Origin of the sequence: Flavobacterium laiguense (assembly GCF_003097655.1) — a bacterium.
In the GTDB taxonomy this organism is placed as follows: Bacteria; Bacteroidota; Bacteroidia; order Flavobacteriales; family Flavobacteriaceae; genus Flavobacterium; species Flavobacterium laiguense.
Map to the genome: position 1 here is coordinate 107,842 of NZ_QCZH01000008.1, position 23,399 is coordinate 131,240.

Consider the following 23,399-nt stretch of genomic DNA (forward strand, 5'->3'; position numbering starts at 1 on the left):
GTTTCAATGCTTAGATTTATTTCTTAAAATTCCACCTCTTGCTTCTTTGATGTATTGAATGTACATAAAGGCATTTGGATCTAATTGACTTACTTCTTCTTTTATTCTAAGGAGCTCTAATCGTGTTACTACTGTGATTATAATATCACATTCGGTTTTTATGTGGAATGTATCCGGCAAATAGCCTCGTTCTCCTTTGATAACGGTGATTCCTTTTCTGAATTTATTTACAATCAAGAATTTTATTTCTTCGCTTTTAGACGAAATGATATGCAACGAAGTGTACTGTTCTATGCCATGAGCAATATAGTCAAGCGATTTTATGGCAGCAAAATAAGTAACTATCGAATATAAGGCAGTTCCTATGCCAAATGACCAAGCGGCACCAAGAAACAGCAAGGAGTTGATACCAAAAATGACTTCAGACACATTGAGACCAATTTTGCGGGTGGTAAGTAATGCAAGGATTTCTATACCATCTGCTGCTGAACCACTCCGAATAACAAAACCCATTCCCATTCCGATTAAACAGCCACCAAACAAAGCGATCAGCAACCGATCTGATGTCACGGCATCAATGCTAATAAAGGTCATACTCACCGAAATCATCAGGAGCGTTATCAAACTTTGTAAGGCAAATGTTTTGCCCAGTATTTTTTTTCCGATAAATAAAAAAGGAATATTTAAAACGAACACTAATATTCCAAAGGGAATATGAGTGATTTCATGAATGAGTATAGAAATTCCGATAACGCCTCCATCTAAGAATTTATTAGGTAACATGAAACCCTTTAATGCCAAAGTAATGAAAGCAACACCAACTAAATTGAGGATTATGTTTTTAAAATGGAAAATTTCTTTCCAGTCTATTGATTGTTCTCCGCTATTCATAATGAATCGGGTTTAATTGAATCAGTTTTATATTGAATTAAGGATAGGTTAAGTTGTATTTGATGTTCAAATACAGTTAGATAGGTATGTAAATTTAAGAAAAATAGATCTTTTAGACTACTATATTACTTTGAAATTCTGATTTAATTTTTGTTTTCTCTTTTTGGTGTTGTTTTTAGATGTAATATGTTGTTTATTAGTGTTCTATATTTGTTTTTGTTTAAAAGGATTGCAATAAATCACTATATTTGATCTTGCTTATTTTTAGCAAATCCCCTTGTCAATTAAACTGTTACTTCCTTTGTTTTTTCTGAAATTTTGGTTTTGAAAAACTATTATTTATTAATCTTAATTTAGAAGTTGGATGGGCAAAAATGTGCAGATAGTTTTGACTGTAGATGCTAGCAGTCTCTATCAAATGAATAATCCGTCTCAGGATGAAATACATGATAAATGTATTTTGTCTGATGATAATGATGGAATTTCTGAAAATGGAAAAGTGCAAGATTTTTTATCGAATGTTTATCTTGGCAAAAAGATAGAATGGGTAGGTGAAACCACTGATAAAGGCTACTCTGTTGCAATTGATAAAATTGTTTATGATTTTGACTTAAACGATCCCAATGACAAGTATTTTCTGGATGATGATATTACCATTCTGGGTACAGGTGGTAAATCCAGTAATGTTATAGCCACAGTAAAAGACCAATTAGAGATGGCAAACACCCATAATATTTATAAAATTGGGTTTAGTGTGCATTATAATGATCAATCAAAATCCTATTTGATTGACCCAAAGTTACTGTCCAATACTTAAAAGAGCGCAAATTTATCTGAGTTGTAATTTTCTTGTCCACATTCTATTTTTTAACGATTAAAAAAGGTGTTCTTTTTTAATTCATTTATTGTCCCCAAATCGACCCGTAAATTTTTTATTTCAATCTAGGTTATAGCAAAGTTGATAATTAACCTTTAAATAAATTTACTATGTCCAAAAATGTCGAAATTAAGTTGATTGTTGATGCCAGTAGTCTTTATGCCATGAAAGACCCAACTCAGAAAGAAGTCGAAAATGCATGTAAGTTAGAAGATAATAATAATGGGAATTCTCCAAACGGAACCATAGATGATTTTACATCTCAGGTGTACTTGGATAAAGAGGTAAAATGGAAAGGTAAAACAAAAGATAATGGGTATAGTATTGCCATAGACTGCATTACTTATGAGCCTAAAACGAAAGATCCTAATGATGAAGATTTTTTTGACGAAACGGTTATCAATGGAAGTGGAGGCAAGAACGGAGAAGTCAATGCAAAGGTTAAAAATAATAAAAAGTTGATTGGAAAAATTGATGTTTACTCCATAAATTTCAGTAGTCATAATCATGATTCATCTTCCTATTCTTTTCATATAGATCCCAAATTACTTGGTAACTCATGATAGTATTTAGGTCATTCAGCTATTTTTTAGACTTCTGACTTTATTTTTCTTTTTGCAGAACCTAAGTGTTTTTGCTCAAGATCAAAAAGTTGCTGATAGCCTTGTGAAAATTTATAAAAAAGATAAACTTACTAATTCTGATAAAATGGAATTGCTAAGGAATTTATCTTTTAATGAAGTTAATAATCGAGAGTTATCTTTGAAATATGCAGAAGAGCTTATCGCTTTGGCAAAATCTGAAAAAAACTATTTGTATTTATTTAGAGGTTACAATCAAAAAGGGAATAAAAACAGACTTTCCGGAGATTTAAACCAAGCTTTGGAAGCCTATTTTAAAAGTATTGCAGCAGCTGTAAAAGCTAGATATTTAGCAGGAGAAGGAGCTTCTTATATGTGCATTGCTGATGTGTATTCCATCTTGGGAAACTCAAAAAATGCAACACTTTATTACAATAAATCAATTCAATTATTTAGAAAGACAGATGATTTTCTCGGATTGGCTACGGTTTTATTAAATGCAGGTGAAGAGTATTCGAAGATTTATAAATTCGCTCAGGCTTTAAACTATTTTAATGAAGCTGGAACCATATTCCAAAAAGAAGATTATTTGATTGGTACAGCCTACACTATCGGGAATACGGGTATGGTTTATGCGAGACAAGGGAAGGATGATTTGGCAATGAAGAAGATCAGTGAAGCGATTAGTATTCTGGAGAAGCTGGAGGATTATTACGCCATTTCGGATTATCTAACCTATATGTCTGATATTTATTTAAAAAGGAATGATTGGATTAAAGCTCTTGCCTACGCTAAAAAAAGTTTAGAACTAGCCCAAAATAGAGGGTTAAAAGACCAGATCAGTACATCGAATCTTAAAATTTCAGAACTGTATCAAAAATCCGGAAATCCCAAAGAAGCGTTTGCCTATTATAAAAATCATATTACTTATCGGGACAGTGTAAAGAACCTTGAAGCGGTACAAAAAATGGCAGATTTGCGAACTAATTTTGAAGTTTCACAAAAACAGGCGGAAGTTGATTTAATGTACCAGGAAAAAAGGAACCAAAAAATTATTGCAATTGCTTCTATTATTTCTTTAGTTCTTGTTTTTCTATTGGCTGTTGGTTTATTCAGAAGGTATCGATTCATAAAAAAAACGAATCTAATTATAGAATCAGAACGGAAAAGATCCGATGAATTGTTATTTAATATTCTTCCTGAAGAAACCGCTTTTGAATTGAAAGAAAGCGGTAAAGTAGAGGCGAAAAAATTCGAGTCGGTAACGGTGCTATTTACCGATTTTGAGGGCTTTACACAGTATGCCGAAAATTTGGCACCAGAAAAATTAGTAGAAAGTATCGATTATTATTTTTCTAAATTTGATTCGATCATTGAAAAGTATGATTTAGAAAAAATAAAAACAGTAGGAGATTCCTATATGTGCGCAGGAGGTTTGCCTTTTCCTACCGAAGATCATGCTTATAAAATGCTTCTTGCCGCAAAAGAGATTTTAGAATTTGTTACTTTTTCCAATGATAATAATCCCTTCAATAAAATCCGTTTTAAAGTCCGAATTGGCATCAACACAGGTCCTGTGGTGGCGGGAGTTGTAGGGACGAAGAAATTTGTTTATGATATTTGGGGAGATACCGTAAACATAGCTTCCCGTATGGAATCTAATTCGGTTCCCGGAAAAATCAATATTTCCGAAAATACTTATGCATTGATTAAAAACGACTTTGATTGCGAGTGCAGGGGAGAAGTTGATGTTAAAAATAGGGGAATGATGAAAATGTATTTTGTAAACGATACAAAGAATTAATACCATTTTTTATTTCAATTTCTTTTAATGTGTTTTCCATATTCTAATAGCAGTTCAGAAGCCGTAATGCTATCGAGACCCTTAGAGGAAGAATTTAATAATTGGGCGATTTCTGTTAATGGAAGCAAATGCCAGTTCATGTGTTTTTGTTTTGATACGACAGAGGGGGCATTTAGTAAATCACTTCCCTTTAATACGTTTCAGTAATGATATAAATAAAGAATAAGTAGACACTTCGTATTTGGTTCTATTCAATGCTCTTTTGTTGTGCGCATTTTTGTTGAGGTTGTATTTAAAGGCAAAAGGCCCATCTGCTTTGTCCCATCCACTAACTTGACCAAATCGTATGTCATTAAAATATACGATAGAATCTTCCTTAGTAACGATATAGTTACCTTTTGAAAGTTGTTTTAGATGCTGCACTGCTTTGTCCTTTGCAAAGGGAAGTAACAATGAATCATTTCGTTGCAGCCTGTAATAATCTACTTTTTTTTTCTTGTCAAAAATAGAGTAATACCCTATCCAAGTACCGTCTTTATCCTGTGAATACCCCATCCACAGGAAAGTATTAAGTGGAGTTGGGGTTACCGTAAAATGATCCGATGCTAATTTTTGCTCTTTAAGGGATTGTTCCATTATATGTTGAGCATACTCATGAGTTAGTATTGCAAAAATTAAATAGAAGGAACTAATCCATAAACCGGTTTTATTCCATTTTTTTCGTTGAGGTGAACCGTTTTTTGCTTTAAATGCTAATATCATACACAATAAAAAAGGTAAAGTATACATTGGGTCGGCAACAAAAATGGTGTCAAAGGATAGTCTGTAATTGTCAAAAGGCTCAAATAATCCCAAGCCGTAACAGGTAAAAGAATCCAATAAAAGATGGGATAGTATTGCTGCAAAGAACAACCATGCCCAATTGATCCAGTTAATTGAGTCATCCCTAAATCCTCTTTTGGAAAGCCAGCCCAATAGAACAGAAATTAGTGCAGCAAAGAATAAAGAATGTGTAATACCACGATGAAACAGCAATTGTTGGGAGTCACTAAGAAAAAATATTCCAAACACATCAATGTCCGGAAGATTACCTGCCAAAGCTCCATAAAGCATGGCTCTTCTGCCTGCTTTTTCTCCCAGTATTGCTTCGCCTATAGCAGCTCCCAAGACTATATGTGATACTGTATCCATATTCGATTGGTTATTGTTTTGTACTGTTTTTTCTAACGCTCTTTTTCCATAATAAACGTATTTGTTTTTCTATGTGGACAAGTTAAAAAGCTTTCGTATAAATGAATTAATACGACTTTTTATTGACGAAACACTATTATAGCTTTACTTTAATTAAAGTATGCTATAGTTTAAAAAAAGTATTATTGCTTTACTTTAATTAAAGCATTCTATTTATTTGAATTTTATCCGTTTTATATTTTAAATAGAATCATTGCTTTTTATTGCTGTTTATTTTTTATTCTATGGGAATTTTGGAAGCATTTACGGAAAGCCATTTATCAAAGTCTTGCAATTCAGGATTTAATTCCTTTGCAAAAGTTTCATTGCGCGCCCCATTAAAATCATCGTTAAAATCTCTTTTAAACTGAAACATATTTCCCAAATCTTCTGCACCTGGAAATCCAAAATTGCGATACGCTTCTGGGGTTACGGGGTTAAAAATTACATTTTTGCCTAAGACGTTCGAAAGTTTGGTAGCCATTTCGTTTCCGTTTAACTTTTCGCCTGCAATACCAACCGTTTTTCCAATTAATTCTTTTCCTTTTTTGAATATTCCATAAGCACATTTTCCGATATCTTCGGCTGCTATCGCTGCCAATTTTTTGTCATCCATAGGGAATGTGATGTAGTAATTACCATCCTCTCCTTTTTTAGGACCCATACCAAAATGAATAAAATTGTCCCAGTAAAAAGAAGTTCTCAAAAAAGTGGTTGGTAAGCCAGCCTCTGTAAAGAAATGATCAGCTTCTCCTTTTCCGTCAAAGTGAGGTACTTTGTATTTGCCGTTTAGAGTCGGCATTCTGTCATCATCCAATTTCATCCAATTTCTGGTGTCTTCTAGTGTTGACCAAATAATGTGTTGCAAATGTGATTCTAGAGCAGTTTCAATAAAATTCTTTACCTCTTGTTGTTCTTTTTCAACTGAAAAATGTTCCCAGAAAAAGGTAACAAAGTAAGCTCCATATGCGCCCTCTAAAGCCTTTTTGATACTTTTTACATCATCTATATTGGCTTCGACAACTTCTGCGCCTAATTGTGCGAATGTTTTTGATTTTTCAGAATTAGCATTTCTAGTGACAACTCTTACTGCAAATGCACTGTTTTTATCGGCCAAAATAGCTCTAGCCAGTCCACCACCTTGGGCGCCAGTCGCACCAAATACGGTAATTATCTTTTTACTTTCCACTTTGATTGGTTTACTTTCCATTTTGATTGGTGTTTAATTTTTATCTACTCATAAGGCTTTTCGGTGTCGCCCCGTTTTTATAGTGATTTCTGATCTCCACTTTTATATTTTTGTCCGTCAAGTAGAACCGTTAGGTAGGATTAAGCTATTTTTTGACGTTTATCGTGTTTGCCTTTTATGTTTAATTCAATTTGTTTACAGACTATGTTTTGTAATAAATACAGAAAGAAATGAACTGTTTTTACATTATTTGTTAAACTAAAGTTGGTTTTTTAGGGATATAAAGATAAAAATAAAAATTTAATTAATTGGTTTTTAGCAACTTGTATTTTTATGAGTAGCTATTGTTTATTTTTATTGCCCCGATAGATTAGTATTTTGCAGTAAAGTGAGATTGTCTCAAGTCATTGTGGGTTTTTATTTCCATAGAAAAGAAGCGATCACACGAATAGGAGTGAGGCAGTTCTTTATTTGTAGATTGATATTGAATGCCCTTATTATTCATTTGTCTATACATAATAGGAAAAAGTCACAACAAAACAGCCTTTCGTTGTGGTTTTTGTTCTTAACATTGGGGGAATGGATAATTTCGGCAGTTTGCTGTGCTCGGGCAGAAAAATCCGTGATGGTGTGTGTTGTAAATAACGTTGCGACACCTCTGGTTTCCGAATTACCATTTAAATTAATGCAAGTAATTTTTTTAGAAAAACCGATTTAATGAAAGATTCAGATATTCATTTGTAAAGGGGGATGGATACCGCTGAAAAGGGTTTTTAATTAATAATAGATTCGGCAAAAAGGGACAATGTCTCGGTTTTCCATATTAAAGCTATAGGGATCAAATTCCATAAATTCGATCCATTTTATGCGGGTAAACAGTTTGTTGTCTTCAAGATCAAAATACCAATCTTGGCAAACTCTTATCCGGGGTATATCATTGGCGGTGCGTATTTTTTGTACTACACCAAATTTAGGATTGCCACTATCACCAGAAACGTCTATTGTGTCAATTCGCATTTGCCAAGTATAGATTTCCTTAGCCGGAATCGGTTTGTCAGTCCAACTGTCAAAAGCTTTTAATTTTCCTTTTTCAATTGCTTGCAAAAGGAGTTGTGGAATTGAATTTCCGGTTTCGGACGATGATACTGAATTGTCTTTTTCAAGTGGCTTGATAATCCAAGCGCATTCCGAAGCTTTTAAGGAAATTGTGTCTTGACGGACAAAAAAGGCATTTGTATCTTTGTTTTGGGCAAATGAGGCAAAAACTGTGATCAATGAAATAAGAAGGAAGGTGTGTTTTTTCATATTAAAATGGCTTGGATTCAAAAATGTGGCGTCATAAAAAGCTGATTTTTATTTCGTCGGATTTAAATTTCTTGTAAAGGACTTTGTTAATTGCGTAAAAATAGGCATTTATTAGATGCCGAAAATCTTCTTCTAATTAACCAGGATTCATTCAACACAATAAAAAACAAAAAAAGCCATTTAACATTCATATTAGAGTGGCTTTTTCGTAAAGTTTGAAAGCAGTTTTGATATTGTCTTTAAATGCTATTCTGCATTCTATAATCCCTTTATTTTTTAGAAAATAAATTTTGTACAACCCAGGCTGGACCAATCATCAAGAATTGTATGTCTTTAAGAAATGATGGTTTTTTGCCTTCTATATTGTGACCATAGAATTGTCCAATCCAAGCAATAACGAAAATACCAATTGAGAAAGCCCAAAGGGGCACGAATTGCCCGATGTGAAAATTAATAACTAAACATAAAATTGAAAAAACAGCTATTTTAATTGCCATAGGAACTGACAATCGGATGTAAAATATCAGTACAAAAATCAAAACAACCGCTGCCCAATTTTCTATTATGGGTTGGTTGAGGTGCAATAGGTTACTCAAAAAAGTACTCGGGATACTCATTAATAAACCTACGATCGAAAAGAAAATAGCGGGTACACAAATGTAATGTATGGCTTTGTTTTTTGGATTTTGATGACTGACTGCATATTCTTCAAACCATTGATCTAATGTTTTCATGAGAGATATTTTTTTCTAATTTATGAAATAATATGCAACTAGATTAAAAGTGTTAAATTATTTTTTCCAATACAATGAATTCCAATGGCTGGTTTGCAATTATAGCATCCGTATCGTTGAGAGGGAAAGGTTCTCTAACTCCAGTGTCTAAATAGCCGTGACGGTTATACCAATCGATCAATTCCTTCCGAATAGAGATAACGGTCATGACAATTTTTGGTAAGCCTAATGCCGAAGCATGAACTTCTGCTTCTTGCAATAATTTTTTTCCAATGCCGCTATTTTGCAATTCAGGCGAAACGGTTAGCATTCCCAAATAGAGTTTTTTTCCTTTATTAACGAGTAATACACAACCGATAATCGTATCGTTATTTGTAAATTTAAGAATTGTATTTTCTTTGTTTTGAATGATCTCAGCTAATTCATCTTCAGTAATTCTTTTACCTTCTAATAAATGGGCTTCAGTAGTCCATCCTCGCTTGGAAGTTTCTCCACGGTAGGCAGAATTAATTAATTTTTCTAAAACCGAAACGTCTTCTAGTGTTGCTATTGTAATCATGCAGGGTAATTTTAATCAGGTATTTTGAATGTTTAATAGTACCATTCAAAGATAAAAAAAACTACAACAAAATGACCTTGCGTTGTAGTTCTTATATGTTGTTATTTAAACCGACTCTTTTATTCTTTTTATTCGAAGAGATTACTCGGTATACATTTCAAATTTCAATTTTTGAACCCATAATTTTCAGAAATTCTCTTATAAAACTAGGATGCGCAGGCCAAGCAGGCGAGGTAACAAGGTTTCCATCTACAAATGCTCCATCAACAGGAATGGATTGAAACTCTCCACCGGCCAATATCACTTCTGGACCTACAGTTGGATAAGCGGTAAGTTTTCGCCCTTTTACAACATCAGCGGCAGTTAAAATTTGGATACCGTGACATATGGCGGCAACTGGTTTATCGGTGGAAAAAAAATGTTGGACCATTTCAATGACTTTTTCGTTCAATCTCAGATATTCTGGGGCTCTTCCTCCTGCAATGACCAATCCGTCATAGTCGCCCACTTTTACGTCATCAAAACTATAATTCAACGCAAAGTTGTGCCCAGGTTTTTCAGTATAGGTTTGATCTCCTTCAAAATCATGAATAGCGGTTTTTATAGTGTCTCCCTTTTTTTTGTTGGGGCAAACGGTATGAACAGTATAGCCTACCATTTCTAACATCTGGAACGGAACCATAGTTTCATAATCTTCGGTGAAGTCACCGGTCAAGAACAATACTTTTTTCATTTCTTCAATTTTTAAATTAATAGAGGTTAAAAAAAATTAAAAAATCAGAATTCTACAAACTTCTGGGTTAAGTAGAATCTGATTTTGGTTCCTATAAATTTAAGAAAAAAAGGTATATATTGATTTGATTATTCGAATTATAACTTGTGTTTAATTCTTGAGAATTGGTTGGTTTCTTATTGAGTAGGTGGAACTACAGCAGGAGTTGGAGTCTCGTTAGTTGCAGGAGGGGAAACGATATAATTTGGAACCACTTGTGGAGTTACAGTTTTGTCGGCTGCAACCGGAGAATTTAATGGTGATCCAACCGGAATATCACAACGATGTCCAGGCTGACCATGAGGAGGATTCATTCCTTTTGGAGTAGGAGTTGTTGAAGTTACAGATGGAGTAACGGTTACGTTTGGTTGGGCAACCACTTGCGTTGAAGTAGGTTTACTTGTCGCTACTGCAGTGTTTAATGGCGCTCCTACAGCAATGTCGCAACGATGTCCCGGTTGACCGTGGGAAGGATTCATTCCCTTTGGAACTTTTACTGGAGCTGCAACTGTTTGTGTTTGAGTTGTTGTGTTCTGAGCCGATGCTGCAGGGTACAGACTTTGACCTTGGCTTGGTTGTGGAGTTGCTAACGTTTGATTTTGTTGCTGATTGGCAACTTGATAAAATGGAACTACTACTTTAGGAATGGCATTTTCTTTAGTTTCAGTTTCTTTTTTGCAAGAAGTCAATGCCAATGCTGTAATGAATAGGAGTGTTATGAGATTTTTCATAATGGGATTTGTTGGTTTATTACAAATTTAGGATTTTTAATAATGCAACGCTGAATTTGGAGTTTGTTATTTACTCTTCAATTCTGATTGCAAAACTGAACTAAAGGAATTGTTGTTTTAAAAAAAATCTCGCAAAGACACAAAGGTGCAAAGAAAATATCTTTTTTAACATAGCTTATGTAAACTATGAAAAGTAAAACGACCCAACGCAATCTTATAAAATCTATGTTTTTATGTGTTTAAAATAATGTCATTGGTAGAAAAAGAGTTTAACATGAAGACTTTGCTTGAAATGGGTATAAAAAAACACCTCGCCTTTCAGGCACTCCTCCAAAGGAGGGGAGTCGTGTGAATTCCCCTCCTTTGGAGGGGTGCCCAAGGGGCGGGGTGGTTTTGATTATTAATTGTTAACTTAATGGTATTGTGCGATAGCGAACTGGCGAAGTAAATCGGTGTTACTTTTTTTAATCTTCTTCAATTTCAAATTCGGCGTCTTTCTCCCAGATTTCCATTTCGCAGGGTTTGCAATTGAATTTTAGTTTGTATTCCAATTCTCCCTGTTTCAAAACCAAAGGTTCTTTCAGTTTGGCTTCCATGGTGTCTTTATGGTATTTTGGACATTTGGCCAACTCGTATTTGATGCAATATTTGGTAGTCATTACACGTGATTTTCCCGGGTCCCATTGCAATTCAAACGCTTTCTCAATTTCAGTCACTCCATGTCGTTCATAGAATTTACGAGCTAATTTGTTGGAAACATTATACATGAAATCCAATTTTTCTACAGGGTAGGGGTGACTTGTTTTTTCAATTTTGCGTTCCTCACGTTTGTAATTTTTCAAACGAGTTTCGGATAATTGTTCGTAAACGGTTCTACGCATTTCATTGATTTTTGAAATGGGTAAAAACCAATTATCCGAGAATTGAACTGTTATTTCATCGGCTGTATAAGGAGTGAAACCTGTTTTTGCCAATTGGGCTTTGATGTTTTCTTCGATAGATTGATTGTTTTTGGTTTGCTCTTTTGGGTGAGCCAATTGAACCGTACTTACATTATCGTCTTCATCGGTAGCAAGCAATTCAAAACCAGTTTCATTTTCGAATAATAACAAAGAAGTGCTTATTTTACGAACGGCGCTGTCTTCACGTTCTACGATTTTGATAAAAGTAGCATCATTGTTGCGGTAAATGAAAGTTCCTTCCTTGACTTCTTTTAGTACATTAGGATACGCCAAACCATTTTCGACTTTATTGACGTAAATACCGTCGGCTTCGTTGTTTTCATTGATGTAACACAAACCATCACCATTGTTCAATACGTGTCCGTTTTCAATTTCGTAGGCATTTCCAACGGTTTTGATTAATTTTCCAATGTATTGCCCTTTTGATTTTGGACTTTCCCAAGAACCAATAGTGTTGTGACGTTCATTCACAAAATAATCGGTATAGCCACGGTTGAACGTACGATTCAAAGCCGAATCGAAAGTAAAAGTACATTTACCTGAAGAAGCTTTGGTATACTTATCATTTTCTGCCAAGAAAGCATCCAGTTTTTGTCTAAGGTAAGAAACGTTGTTTTTTACATAGACGATATCTTTCAAGCGTCCTTCAATTTTGAAGGAACAAACTCCCGCTTCCACTAAATTTGGAATTTCGTTAGAAACATCAAAATCTTTGATAGAAAGTAAGTGCGTGTTTTTGATTAGTGTCTCTCCATGACCATCAATTAGGTTGTACGGCAAACGACAGTTTTGGGCACAAGAACCGCGATTGGCAGAACGTTCTCCATTGGCAACACTCATATAACAATTTCCACTGAAAGAAACGCATAATGCTCCAGTTACAAAGAATTCTAACTCCACATCGGTTGCAGTACTGATTTCTTTGATTTGGTGCAAGTTCAATTCGCGAGCCAACACCACACGTTTGATTCCGGCATCGGCCAAGAACTTCATTTTATCGGCATCTCTATTGTTGGCTTGTGTGCTGGCGTGCAAAATGATAGGAGGCAGGTCCATTTCCATAATGGCCATATCTTGAATGATAAGCGCATCGACACCAATATCATATAATTTCCAAATCAGCTGACGGCAAGTTTCCAATTCGTTGTCGTACAGAATGGTGTTCAAAACCACAAAAACAGGAACATTGTATAAATGGGCATATTGTACCAAGGCAGCAACATCTTCAATAGAGTTGGTTGCATTGGAACGGGCTCCAAATTGGGGAGCACCAACATAAACGGCATCGGCACCACTGTTAATGGCCGCTATACCATGAATTAAATCTTTTGCGGGCGCTAATATTTCTACTTTCTTCTTCATCTGTAGAGGATCATTTTATAATTTCTAAAAGCTCTTAGGATTGTGTTTTCACAAAAAGCGTGCAAAGTTCTTATAAATAATCCAAGATTTCTAACCCAAAAGGATTTTTTTTAAGTTGGAGTTGTAAATGTAGGATTTGTGATAAATTAAAATAGGAATTTTGAGAAAATTGAGGAGTGGTCTCATCAAACACAAAAATAAATAATAATGGGAATACAATCAAAAAAGAGAGGCTGTTCCCGATTAACAGGAACAGCCTCTCTTTATGAAAATGGAATGGGTTTAATATTTTGCGGGTACACCAGCATTAGGTAATGATTGTTTTATGAATTCTCTAATGTCTTCATTTGAGGTTTGCAAGTCTTCTTTTCTTAAGTACATCATATGACCACTTCTATATCCTTTCCACGACATTCGGTCTTTTAGTTTTCCACTAGGATCCATTTGCCACAAATCATATTTAGCGTTAAAATAATCACAGGCACCATCATAATAACCGGACTGTACCATTACTTTTAGATATGGATTTTGAGCCATCGCCTGACGAAGATTTTCGGCAGTTTTATTTCCTGTTTCATCCCATGGATGTACGGCACCAAACATATTATATTTGAAATCGGTTTTGTAATTCAGGTTGTTTCTGATGTACATATTTATTGAAGGGGTAAAAGAGTGCAACCAAGAAGAGAGCTCTGCATTAAAATCGGGATTGTCTCCAGCTATTTTACGGTCAATACCTATATAACGGGAATCCAATCTTCCTACGGTGTAACCTTTATCTCGTAATAGTTCCTTCCAGAAATAATCAAGTGAAACATCTAGATTATTTTGCATAACTACCTTTTCTGATAATCCTGAATAATGAGCTATTTTTGTCGCTATTTCTTTTCTTTTGGATTCTTCCAGCATGTTGCCTTTGCTCAAAGCAGGAAGGAGTTCATTTAGGGCAAAATCCTCCACTTCGGGAAGCATGGCGGTCAAATCTTTATTTTGTAAATCTGGGGAAAGCATTTTGTGATACCAAGCGGTTGCAGCAAAATAAGGTAATCTCAGGGCGGCTTCAGAGACAACGCCTCTTTTGATTCCTAAATCGGTTGGCGATACCAAGATAACACCATTTAGATACATCCATTGCTCATTTTGTAATTGCAAGGCAAGTCCAGAAACACGGGTTGTTCCATAGCTTTCTCCAATCAAGTATTTTGGGGAAGCCCAACGATTGTTACGATTTACAAAACCATTAATCCAATCTGCCAAATACTTAATATCGGCATTAACACCAAAAAATTTAGTGCTTGGTACATCTTTACTGATTGGTCTTGAATAGGCAGTATTTACGGGATTTACAAACACAATGTCGGCAACATCTAGAATGGAGTACGGATTTTCTTTAATTCCATACGGTTGTACTGGGTAGCCTTCATCGTCAATATTGAGGAGATGTGGTCCCGTATATCCAATTTGCATCCAAACCGAAGCCGAACCTGGACCTCCATTAAAAGAAATGACTAAAGGTCTCGACGCATTGTCTTTTATATCAGAACGTTCATAGTAGGTGTAAAATAGTCCTGCAATTGCTTTTCCTTCTTCATCCCAAACTGGCATAGTTCCGGTAGTTGCCCTAAAAGGAATTTTTTGACCTTTTATTGTCGTAATGTGATTTGTTATAACTTGTGAATCTGGTTTGAAAGTTAGACTGGCTGGCGAAATACTTTCTTTTTCGGCAGTTGCTGTTGGAGGAGTTGGTGTTGACTTTGGATTTTGAGCATACAAAGTGGTAACAAATACAATCAAGATAAAAGAAATAGAAGCTTTTCTCATAAGGTTTTTGTTTGGTTAGTTTGATGTTATTTAAAAGGACTAATATATTGCTTTTTAATAGGAGAGCAATTTTAAATACTAAAAAAAAGGATGATGTTCTTTGGGTATATCTTTGGAATCGGGTTGTTTTTTATTCTATTAATTTAGTTTTTTAAATGCTTCTTTGGTAGAATTTAAGCGAATCGCCGGGAATACCTCCATTGTTGCATCCTTCATTTCGACATTTGTCGCAAAAAAATAAACTGAATTATTTGTTTCTAAATAACCCAAGAACCAACCATTATCTACATCATTTCTCATGCCCCAACCCGTTTTTCCATTTAAAGTATAACTTTTGGTTTTCTCGATTAGCATTATGTTTTTCATGATGTTTTCGGTTCGTTTGGAAATAGATAATTTGGAAAAATACAATCTTTCCAGAAAGTCTATTTGTTGCATCTGGGAAATTTTGGATTTTCCTTGCAGCCAAAAATTATCGATGGTTAGAGTGTCAAAAACCATTCCGGTATAATTTAATTTCTTTAAGTAGGTTTTCATTCTTTTAACCCCAACTTTTCTAGCAATTTCTTGATAACAGGGAACACAAGAAACTTGAAAGGCTTTTTTGAAAGTTAAATCTTGTTCCCATTTTTTGAAATTGCGTTTTTCTCCATTCCATTTAAAAATGACCGAATCATTTTGGATTATTCCAGTTTCTAAGGCAATAATTGAATTTGGAATTTTGAAAGTCGAGGCAGGAATGATTCCCATTTTTGCCCAAGCAAAATCATTCGAATAATAGGTATTGTTTTTTACATCGTAAATTAAAATCGCTCCTTTTACTTTCAGGCTGTCTAAAAATTTTCCGAATTCGGGTTTTGAGACTTCGTTCGTTTTTATTTGCCCATGCGAGTTTAGATTTACGAATAGAACCAGGTTTATAAGGATGAATATTTTTCTCATTTTAATTAGTCTTTTGTTTTTTCAAATTTAACCCTATTTTTCGCCATTTTATTGTATTGTGATTTCTGTATAAAAGACCAAAAGCTATAAAAATCGAAGAGACTTTTATAGCTTTTACGTTTTGTAAGTGTATTTATGAAAGTATAGATTGGAAAAATCCCTTATTTTCTCCCTTCTACGATTGCCATGTAGGTTTGAGTTTTCATTTCGATAAAATAATCCAAATAGGCTATTTGGTACACAACAAAATCAGAGGCATATTTTTTCTTATCCAGAGTAGCAAACAAATTCAATCGTATTTGATTAATTTCTTTGTTAAATTGAATTTCGTCTAATTGCAACAGCGATTCGTAATCAAAATTTTCTTCACTTTTGGCAAAAGTCGTAGAAAATTCATTCTCGACAGCACCTTTTCCTGTAAAGGCTAAGGTTTTTTTAGGTTCTTTGGCATCAACACTAATCTTTAAATCATATCCATTGTTTAGATAAATTCCATTGGGAAATAAACTCGAACAGTTGCTTACGTAATATTTGCCACCTTTTACATTCAGTGTATCTTTCAGTATTCCGTCCTTGTTTGTTTTAATGACTTTTTTGAAATTAGGGTTTTTGTACGAGATAATTACTAAAGAATCGACTTCAAGATTGGTAATTTTTACTTTAAGAGTTGCGTAGTTTTGGGTTTGGCTATTTGCGTTAAAAGCAAAAAGTAGTGTAGCTACGAATGGAAACAGGTTTTTCATTTAAAATATTTGTTTTGTTAATTTATCGCAAAAATATTTTAATTCTCTGTTTGCAATGTTAACCGAACAATAAGTTAATGTTTGGTGAATTATTTTCTTAAGATGATAATTTGGGAAGTTTTTTAATTTATCAATTTTGATTGTCGATATTAATTGTGGGGACGGATTATGAATCGCGTTCGGTTTTTTGCATAAAATAGATTGAATGTAAATTAGGGTTTTGAATCCTAAAAAAAGCACATCAATACTAAACCCTAAAAATATATTTTGCAATCTTTGAACTCAAAAAATTAAATAGCATTATGAGTAAGACAAAATTAATTATCAATCGCAACGGATCTATAAAAATTGAGGGTGATTTCGAAATAATGGATCAAGAAGGTAACGTTTATGGACTGCAGGGAAGAGCAGCTTTGGGACTTTGCCGTTGTGGATTATCATCCAATAAACCTTTTTGCGATGGTGCACACCGCAGTACTTTTGAACATGATTCAAAAGCATTTGACTTGCCACCTATGAAAACAAATTAAGGAATTCGTTTTTTTATATTCAAACAAGAAAGCTGCATTTTTTATTAATGCAGCTTTCTTTTTTTAATTAAATAGGACTTTGATTGCGGTCACTGATCTCACACGAGCATAGCGAACTGACGAAGTAAATCTGTACTATTGTTGTATTGCTATATCCACGCTATTGAACTAACATTGCTAAAAAAAACAGTAAATTAATTATATTTCAAAGATAAAAGTATCTCTTCTCTATAGTTTGTAGTACTCGAAATTCTAATCTCTTTCAAACAAGTCCCTTTTTCATTTTTGGTCACACAGCTTATTAAAACTTCATCAATAAGTGTATCATTTTTGTCTCGGATAACAATTTTAGAGAGTTCATTGTTCGTGTAATAAAAATACTGTTTGTGGAAAGTTGTAAAATTATCTATTATATTATCAATAGTTCCATCAGTATTATAATGATAAATGGCTTCATTTTGTTTGTATGTTTTTTTGGTGTAGCAACTGATGCGTTCGCGTTGATTCGGTTTCCAACGTGTTTTACAGTAATACGGTTCTTTATTCGGATACGATTCCACTTCAAACCATAATCTCTTTTCGGTTTCTTGCAATAGATTGCCTAACGAATCAACAGTTTTGGAATATTTGATACGACCATTTTTAGTAAAGACGATATCCTTTTTATGCAAAAGTTTTTTCTGATCATTGACTACCGCATATCTTTCTTCGGTTGCAGACTTTATTCCGTCAGGCAGCTGTAGTTTCTTTATGTACTTTTTTGTAGCACATGATTGTACTGTTAAGAGTAGGATTAAAAAAAATAAAACTCTCATAATCGTAAAGTTTAGTTATGCGCTAAGTTACGGATTTTAAAATATTTAAAACAGAATTCGATAGCTCGGATTTGCAATCGGGCACACGCTGATTCATTTAATCCTCAACCGCTATTGGCCGAGAATCTATAACCTTATTAGTGATGTAGGTTGTAAAAATTAAATCTCCAATCAAGGTTTCCTCTTCATTTGTATTGGAGTTGATGTTTATCTTAATGATCTGTTTGCCATTTAGGGTAGCGGCATGTATTGTTCCGGATTCGTCCGTTTTATAAAGTACTAAATCGAAGTTCCTTTTATTCAGTTCTATTATGACAGTATGGTTGCAAGGGTCTATTTCTAGGGACATCGTCTCTTTAGTAGTTACGATTACGCCATTTGTTTTTTTTATAATACCGTTTTTATTGGATGATGATTTTATTACCTGAGAAGAACAGCCGTCATTTGGTGTGACGATTTGCATGGCATTTGCTTGGAAACCGATAGTAAGCAATGCTATAATAATTAATTTTTTCATTTTCAGGTTTTTAAATTAGTTATTATTTTGTTTTCAAAGATAATGCCAAAAAAACAGTAAATAAGATTAAATACGTTATTTGTCGATAAAATACATCTTTTTAATTTTAAAATAAATAAAAACTTATAATTAAATTTATTTTACGCAAATTGGCATGAATGTTTTGAGTTTCAGAATTCTGAATTTCTGTCTCTTGGAATTTAGTTTAGCAGGTCACTAGAATTTTGTACTTTTAATAGAAAATTCAAGCTGATGAATAGTCCTATAGCCATTGACCGAAATGAAATTCTGAAACGGTACAAACCCATTGTCCAACATACGCACAAAGGGATGCAGGGACATGCTTTGATCATTGGCGGGAGTTATGGCAAAATTGGGGCGATGTGTTTGGCTAGTAAAGCGGCGTTGAAAACGGGTTGCGGGTTGGTGACTGCTTTTGTGCCACAATGTGGTTACGACATTGTACAAATTGCCATTCCCGAAGTGATGGTGGTGACGGATGATCATGATAAATATTTATCGGAGATTACTTTTCATTTGGAACCCAATGCGATAGGAATTGGCCCCGGAATGGGGCAGAAAATGGCAACCCAAAAGGCACTTCATGATTTTTTGTCGAATACGAGTCTTCCGTTGGTTATTGATGCTGATGCGCTGAATATTTTGGCACATAATTCGTCTTGGGTGGCGTTGATTTCTCCTAGAACAGTTTTGACTCCGCATCCCAAAGAACTGGAACGGTTGATAGGGAAATGGTATTCGGAAGAGGAAATGTTTAGCAAAGCGGTTATTTTTTCGCTAGTGAACCAAGTCGTTATTGTGATGAAAGGGGCACCAACCTACATTATTGACGGAGACGCAATTTATGTAAATACTACTGGAAACGCCGCTTTGGCCACAGCCGGAAGCGGAGATGTCTTGACGGGAATGATTACGAGTCTTTTGGCACAATCCTATAAACCTATTGATGCGGCTATCCTGGGTGTGTATCTCCACGGATTGACCGCCGATATTGCTTTGCCCGAAACAGGCCATCAGTCTTTTATCGCTTCGTCTATTATTGAGAATATTGGGAAAGCGTATTTGAGTTTGGAGGGCTGAGGGTTTGAAATTGTTTAAAAGTTTAAATTGTTTAAGGGTTTAGAAGTTTAAAAGTTTAGAAATTTGAAAATTGTTATTTGTAAGTTTGTAGTTCGTAAAATTCTACCATGAAAAAACCACTTGAATTAAGAACCGTAAATGTTACGCGCTACATTTCGCCGCTGCGGGAAGGTGGTTCGTTGCCCGCTCTAGCAGAAGCAGACGATGATTTTAAATATGTCTTGAAATTTAGAGGTGCGGGACATGGCGTAAAAGCCCTTATCGCTGAACTCATAGGCGGAGAGATCGCCAGAGTTTTGAATCTAAAAATGCCTGAATTGGTGTTTGCGAATCTCGACGAAGCTTTTGGTCGTACCGAAGGCGATGAGGAAATTCAAGATTTATTACAAGGAAGCCAAGGACTGAATTTGGCGTTGCATTTTTTGTCGAGAGCTATTACTTTTGACCCCGTAGTGACGAAATTGCCTGCTGAGTTGGCGTCGAAAATCGTTTGGCTCGATGCCTTTATTACCAATGTAGATCGTACGTTCAGAAATACCAATATGCTTATTTGGCACAAAGAATTATGGCTTATTGATCACGGAGCCTCTCTATATTTTCATCATTCTTGGAATACTTGGGAAACACATGCCAAAAGTCCTTTTGCGTTGATAAAAGATCATGTGTTATTGCCTCAAGCCAGTGAATTGGCAGCGGCCGATCTTGCTTTTAGAAAGTTGCTGACCAAAGAGATATTGCAGGATATTGTTAATTATATACCAGAAGATTGGCTCCATTGGGAAGACACCGAGCAAACTCCAGACGAAATAAGAGCCGTTTACTTTCAGTTTTTATGGACTAGATTGAACCATTCAGAAATTTTTATAAATGAAGCCCAAAATGCAAGAGAAAAACTTATATGAATATGCCGTTATTCGCGTTGTGCCAAGGGTAGAACGAGAAGAGTTCCTGAATGTAGGCATTATTCTGTTTTGCAAAAAAGCAAAATTCATAAAAATGCTTTATTCTGTTAATGAAACGAAATTGTTGATGTTCTCAGAAGATTTTGATTTAGAACAACTTGAATTGAATTTAGAAGCCTTCCAAAAAGTGGCAAACGGAGGCAAAGGCGGGGGACCTATTGGCGAGTTCGATATTCCGTCTCGTTTTCGATGGTTGACTGCTATCCGAAGTTCAGCGATACAAACTTCCAGACCTCATACGGGTTTGTGTACGGATTTGGATAAAACGATTCAATGCTTGTTTGAAGAATTGGTATTGTAAATTTAAGGAATGCTATTCAGGTGACGCGCAAGATGCACACCCATACTAAAGCAAGCCTGAAGAAGATAGCCACCCGTGGGTGCATCCCAGTCCAGCATTTCTCCAATACAATATTGGTTTTTCAGATTTTTTAATTGGAAGTTTTGATCCACGGCATTCAATCGAACACCTCCTGTTGTGGATATGGCATCGTTTAATAGGGCAGAACCAGTGATTTCTATTCTAAGTTTTTTGATATTTTGTGCTAACAGTTCCGGATTGAGGTAGGTTTCTTTTGAAAGATATTTTTTCAAAAGTCCAATCTGCGCTGCACTCAATTTAAGCTCTTTTTGTAATTTTTCGCTTGTCTTTTTTAAGGTTGATTCTTTAATCTTTTGATGCAAATCTTCAAAACTTAATGTAGGCTTTAGATCTAGAAAAATAGTGGACTTTTGGTGATTTTCAAGTTCCTCCCGAATTTGTGGACTAAGCGCATAAATCGCATTCCCTTCTAAACCGAAACGGGTGATTACCGCTTCGCCTTTTTGTCTTTTATTCAAACAGCTAATCGCTACATTTTTTAGCGGACTGCCTTCATGTTCCATGATGAAATCTTCCGGCCAGTGAACACGGTAGGCACAATTAGAAGCCTGAAACGGAGCGATGTCAATTCCCTGAGTTTTGAATAAATCAAGCCATGTGCCATCAGAGCCAGTTACCTTCCAGCTGCTTCCGCCCAAGGCAAAAATGGTATAGTCCGATTTTATCTCTGTATCAGTATTGAAAACAAGATCATGGCTGCTATTCCAACCTGTCCAGATGCGATTATATTGTATGTCAGTACCCTGCTTGTCAAGTACAGCGAGGATTGCGTTTAGCACCGCTATGGGTTTAATTCCGCTTTCCGGATACACACGCTTGCTACTGCCAATGTATGTTGGAATCCCGATGGTATCAATCCAATTTCGAAAATCTTGGTTGTCAAAATTAAGTAATGCTTCTTGCAAAAAATGGGGTGGAGTATACCTCGCGATGAGTTCAGCAATGGGTTCCGAATGGGTCAGGTTAAATCCCCCTTTTCCGGCCACCATAAATTTTCTCCCCAATGCTTTGTTTTTCTCGTAGATCGTAACCTTAAATTTCTGAGAATCCAAAAATACAGCGAGTAAAAGTGCTGCAGGTCCTCCTCCTATAATTGAAACTGATTTCTTCACACTGCAAAAATAGGGTTTGTTTTACCGATTAACCCTGATATTCGTTTTTTTATTGGCTAACGTTTTAACGCCCGTTTGAAGAATTGGTTTTGTATCCGAATATCAACCCCAACTATTTTCATAATCTGGGAGTAACCCCAAAGCAGAAAATTTCGTTTTTGATTCAACCATCTGCTACTTTGGGGTCGGGCTTTTGGCTTTATCTTTATTTTTCTAAAGAAAAAAAATAAAGGATATCGCCGCAAATGAAATTCACCGAACTCGAATGAAAATAAATACAATGTGAGGTAATCCCTTACGCGAGCTGCTCGTAGATTGCGAGAAATTTATGGGTGTCTGAGAAAACCAGTTCGTTCTAATTTTTAATTGGTTTTTATTTGGCCGAAAATGTCTTTTTATTGACTAACCAACAAAAACTATAGTCACTATATTTGCACTTTAACTTATTATTATTATTATTATTAATAGTGATGAATCAAAAATTTGTATTCTTAGTTTTACCACAAATACATCTCATGGATTTGGCTGGACCAGACCAAGCCATTCTTGAAGCTATAGGTTTTGGTGCCGATTTTGAAATTGAATATTGCAATTTAGAGAACAATGTTGTAACCACAGCAGGATTGCCAATTGCAAATTTGAAACACTTTTCGGAAGTACAATTTAAGAAAGGTGATTTTTTAATTATTCCGGGGTCAAATGCAAATTATCTGATTTCTGATGAATTTAAAAAACATACTGATTTATTAAATTGGATAATAAATAGCTATAATTCTGGTATTAAAATAGTTAGTATTTGTGCAGGTGCATTTGTTTTGGCTGAATGTGGCTTGTTAAACAATATTTCTTGTACAACACATTTTAAATTAACCAATAAACTACAAGAATTATATCCGCTAGCTAAAGTTCTTGACAATATCCTTTTCACACAACAGGATGGAATTTATACAAGTGCCGGAATTGCTTCGGGTATCGATGTAACATTACATATTATTGAAGAACTAAAAGGAAGTCATTTTGCACATCTTGTTGCTAGGGAATTAGTCGTTTACAATAGAAGAGGAGGAAATCAGAAGCAAGAAAGTGAACTGTTGGGTTTTAGAAATCACATACATTCAGGAATTCATAAAGTTCAAGATTGGATTATTGAAAACATCAATCAAAAAGCAAATCTGGGTGAATTGGCAGAAATTGCTTGTATGAGCGAACGTAATTTCACTCGAATATTTAAAAAAGAAACCGCAATTACTGTAAATGATTATATCACTATTATCCGAAAAGAAAAAATTAAAGAATTTTTAAAGAACCCTGATTTGACCAGATTAGAAATTGCTACCCATGTGGGTTTACAAAGTGAAAGACAGTTAAGTCGGCTAATTAATTAAAATATATGACTATCCGTGACTAGTACCATTTCACAGAATAAATTAGTTGTTGAATGTTTTTCACAAACTTTATCCTTTCTGTTCTTTGCGTC

At 34.9% G+C, this 23,399-nt stretch carries 24 protein-coding genes; 8 read left to right on the plus strand and 16 right to left on the minus strand.

What is annotated here, in order from left to right; genetic code table 11:
- Window positions 1-3: 3 nt before the first annotated feature.
- Window positions 4-891 carry a YitT family protein gene (locus DB891_RS09495; RefSeq protein ID WP_116762897.1) on the minus strand — a complete coding sequence of 296 codons (888 nt, stop codon included), beginning with the start codon at window positions 889-891 and terminating at the stop codon, window positions 4-6.
- A 364-nt stretch (window positions 892-1,255) separates the two neighbouring features.
- Here DB891_RS09495 and DB891_RS09500 point away from each other — a divergent pair, with 364 nt between their 5' ends.
- The 3 genes from DB891_RS09500 to DB891_RS09510 all read left to right on the plus strand — a co-directional run bounded on the left by DB891_RS09500 (window position 1,256) and on the right by DB891_RS09510 (window position 4,153).
- The gene (locus DB891_RS09500) at window positions 1,256-1,708 is read left to right on the plus strand and encodes a hypothetical protein (protein ID WP_116762899.1); all 453 of its coding nucleotides are present in this window, start codon (window positions 1,256-1,258) and stop codon (window positions 1,706-1,708) included.
- A gap of 170 nt (window positions 1,709-1,878) precedes the next feature.
- Window positions 1,879-2,331: a hypothetical protein gene (locus tag DB891_RS09505; RefSeq protein WP_116762901.1), complete on the plus strand. Its 453-nt coding sequence runs from the start codon at window positions 1,879-1,881 to the stop codon at window positions 2,329-2,331.
- Between the two features lie 145 nt (window positions 2,332-2,476).
- Window positions 2,477-4,153, plus strand: coding sequence for an adenylate/guanylate cyclase domain-containing protein (locus DB891_RS09510; protein ID WP_223256082.1), 1,677 nt, complete (start codon window positions 2,477-2,479; stop codon window positions 4,151-4,153).
- A gap of 14 nt (window positions 4,154-4,167) precedes the next feature.
- Here DB891_RS09510 and DB891_RS17975 read toward each other — a convergent pair whose 3' ends face one another.
- The 12 genes from DB891_RS17975 to DB891_RS09570 all read right to left on the minus strand — a co-directional run bounded on the left by DB891_RS17975 (window position 4,168) and on the right by DB891_RS09570 (window position 16,503).
- Window positions 4,168-4,293, minus strand: coding sequence for a cation-transporting P-type ATPase (locus tag DB891_RS17975; protein ID WP_116762905.1), 126 nt, complete (start codon window positions 4,291-4,293; stop codon window positions 4,168-4,170).
- Between the two features lie 40 nt (window positions 4,294-4,333).
- Window positions 4,334-5,344 (minus strand): metal-dependent hydrolase, encoded by a 1,011-nt coding sequence (locus tag DB891_RS09520; RefSeq protein ID WP_116762907.1) that lies wholly within the window; start codon window positions 5,342-5,344, stop codon window positions 4,334-4,336.
- 277 nt (window positions 5,345-5,621) lie between these two features.
- Window positions 5,622-6,593, minus strand: a complete 972-nt coding sequence (locus tag DB891_RS09525; protein WP_223256083.1) for an NmrA/HSCARG family protein — start codon at window positions 6,591-6,593, stop codon at window positions 5,622-5,624.
- Between the two features lie 756 nt (window positions 6,594-7,349).
- On the minus strand, window positions 7,350-7,877 hold the full coding sequence (locus DB891_RS09530; RefSeq protein WP_116762909.1) for a hypothetical protein: 528 nt from the start codon (window positions 7,875-7,877) through the stop codon (window positions 7,350-7,352).
- A 269-nt stretch (window positions 7,878-8,146) separates the two neighbouring features.
- Window positions 8,147-8,611, minus strand: a complete 465-nt coding sequence (locus tag DB891_RS09535) for an Mpo1 family 2-hydroxy fatty acid dioxygenase (protein ID WP_116762911.1) — start codon at window positions 8,609-8,611, stop codon at window positions 8,147-8,149.
- 52 nt (window positions 8,612-8,663) lie between these two features.
- Window positions 8,664-9,170, minus strand: coding sequence for a GNAT family N-acetyltransferase (locus DB891_RS09540; protein WP_116762913.1), 507 nt, complete (start codon window positions 9,168-9,170; stop codon window positions 8,664-8,666).
- A 157-nt stretch (window positions 9,171-9,327) separates the two neighbouring features.
- Window positions 9,328-9,903, minus strand: a complete 576-nt coding sequence (locus tag DB891_RS09545; protein WP_116762915.1) for a DJ-1/PfpI family protein — start codon at window positions 9,901-9,903, stop codon at window positions 9,328-9,330.
- A gap of 176 nt (window positions 9,904-10,079) precedes the next feature.
- Complete coding sequence (locus DB891_RS09550) at window positions 10,080-10,673, minus strand: hypothetical protein (RefSeq protein ID WP_116762917.1); 594 nt, start codon at window positions 10,671-10,673, stop codon at window positions 10,080-10,082.
- 464 nt (window positions 10,674-11,137) lie between these two features.
- Window positions 11,138-12,997 (minus strand): peptidase U32 family protein, encoded by a 1,860-nt coding sequence (locus DB891_RS09555; RefSeq protein WP_116762918.1) that lies wholly within the window; start codon window positions 12,995-12,997, stop codon window positions 11,138-11,140.
- Between the two features lie 282 nt (window positions 12,998-13,279).
- Window positions 13,280-14,818: a S10 family peptidase gene (locus DB891_RS09560; RefSeq protein ID WP_116762920.1), complete on the minus strand. Its 1,539-nt coding sequence runs from the start codon at window positions 14,816-14,818 to the stop codon at window positions 13,280-13,282.
- Window positions 14,819-14,956: 138 nt separating this feature from the next.
- Window positions 14,957-15,760, minus strand: coding sequence for a class D beta-lactamase (gene blaOXA, locus DB891_RS09565; protein WP_116762922.1), 804 nt, complete (start codon window positions 15,758-15,760; stop codon window positions 14,957-14,959).
- A 161-nt stretch (window positions 15,761-15,921) separates the two neighbouring features.
- A complete protein-coding gene (locus tag DB891_RS09570) occupies window positions 15,922-16,503 on the minus strand; it encodes a hypothetical protein (protein ID WP_116762924.1) in 582 nt (193 codons plus the stop codon).
- 302 nt (window positions 16,504-16,805) lie between these two features.
- Here DB891_RS09570 and DB891_RS09580 point away from each other — a divergent pair, with 302 nt between their 5' ends.
- Window positions 16,806-17,033 carry a CDGSH iron-sulfur domain-containing protein gene (locus DB891_RS09580; RefSeq protein WP_116762928.1) on the plus strand — a complete coding sequence of 76 codons (228 nt, stop codon included), beginning with the start codon at window positions 16,806-16,808 and terminating at the stop codon, window positions 17,031-17,033.
- Between the two features lie 194 nt (window positions 17,034-17,227).
- On the opposite strand, the gene DB891_RS09585 is transcribed toward DB891_RS09580, so the two are convergent.
- Together DB891_RS09585 and DB891_RS09590 are read right to left on the minus strand one after the other, a co-directional pair.
- A complete protein-coding gene (locus DB891_RS09585; RefSeq protein WP_116762930.1) occupies window positions 17,228-17,848 on the minus strand; it encodes a hypothetical protein in 621 nt (206 codons plus the stop codon).
- A 97-nt stretch (window positions 17,849-17,945) separates the two neighbouring features.
- A complete protein-coding gene (locus DB891_RS09590) occupies window positions 17,946-18,365 on the minus strand; it encodes a hypothetical protein (protein WP_116762932.1) in 420 nt (139 codons plus the stop codon).
- A 252-nt stretch (window positions 18,366-18,617) separates the two neighbouring features.
- Here DB891_RS09590 and DB891_RS09595 point away from each other — a divergent pair, with 252 nt between their 5' ends.
- The 3 genes from DB891_RS09595 (at window position 18,618) to DB891_RS09605 (ending at window position 20,729) form a co-directional block, all read left to right on the plus strand.
- The gene (locus DB891_RS09595; protein WP_116762934.1) at window positions 18,618-19,466 is read left to right on the plus strand and encodes an NAD(P)H-hydrate dehydratase; all 849 of its coding nucleotides are present in this window, start codon (window positions 18,618-18,620) and stop codon (window positions 19,464-19,466) included.
- Window positions 19,467-19,573: 107 nt separating this feature from the next.
- Window positions 19,574-20,368, plus strand: coding sequence for a HipA family kinase (locus tag DB891_RS09600; protein ID WP_116762936.1), 795 nt, complete (start codon window positions 19,574-19,576; stop codon window positions 20,366-20,368).
- Window positions 20,346-20,729 carry a DUF3037 domain-containing protein gene (locus DB891_RS09605; RefSeq protein ID WP_116762938.1) on the plus strand — a complete coding sequence of 128 codons (384 nt, stop codon included), beginning with the start codon at window positions 20,346-20,348 and terminating at the stop codon, window positions 20,727-20,729. Before DB891_RS09600 ends, DB891_RS09605 begins: the two co-directional genes overlap by 23 nt.
- 2 nt (window positions 20,730-20,731) lie before the next feature.
- On the opposite strand, the gene DB891_RS09610 is transcribed toward DB891_RS09605, so the two are convergent.
- Window positions 20,732-21,922 (minus strand): BaiN/RdsA family NAD(P)/FAD-dependent oxidoreductase, encoded by a 1,191-nt coding sequence (locus DB891_RS09610; RefSeq protein WP_116762940.1) that lies wholly within the window; start codon window positions 21,920-21,922, stop codon window positions 20,732-20,734.
- Window positions 21,923-22,392: 470 nt separating this feature from the next.
- Here DB891_RS09610 and DB891_RS09615 point away from each other — a divergent pair, with 470 nt between their 5' ends.
- The gene (locus tag DB891_RS09615) at window positions 22,393-23,307 is read left to right on the plus strand and encodes a GlxA family transcriptional regulator (RefSeq protein WP_116762942.1); all 915 of its coding nucleotides are present in this window, start codon (window positions 22,393-22,395) and stop codon (window positions 23,305-23,307) included.
- Window positions 23,308-23,399 lie beyond the last annotated feature (92 nt).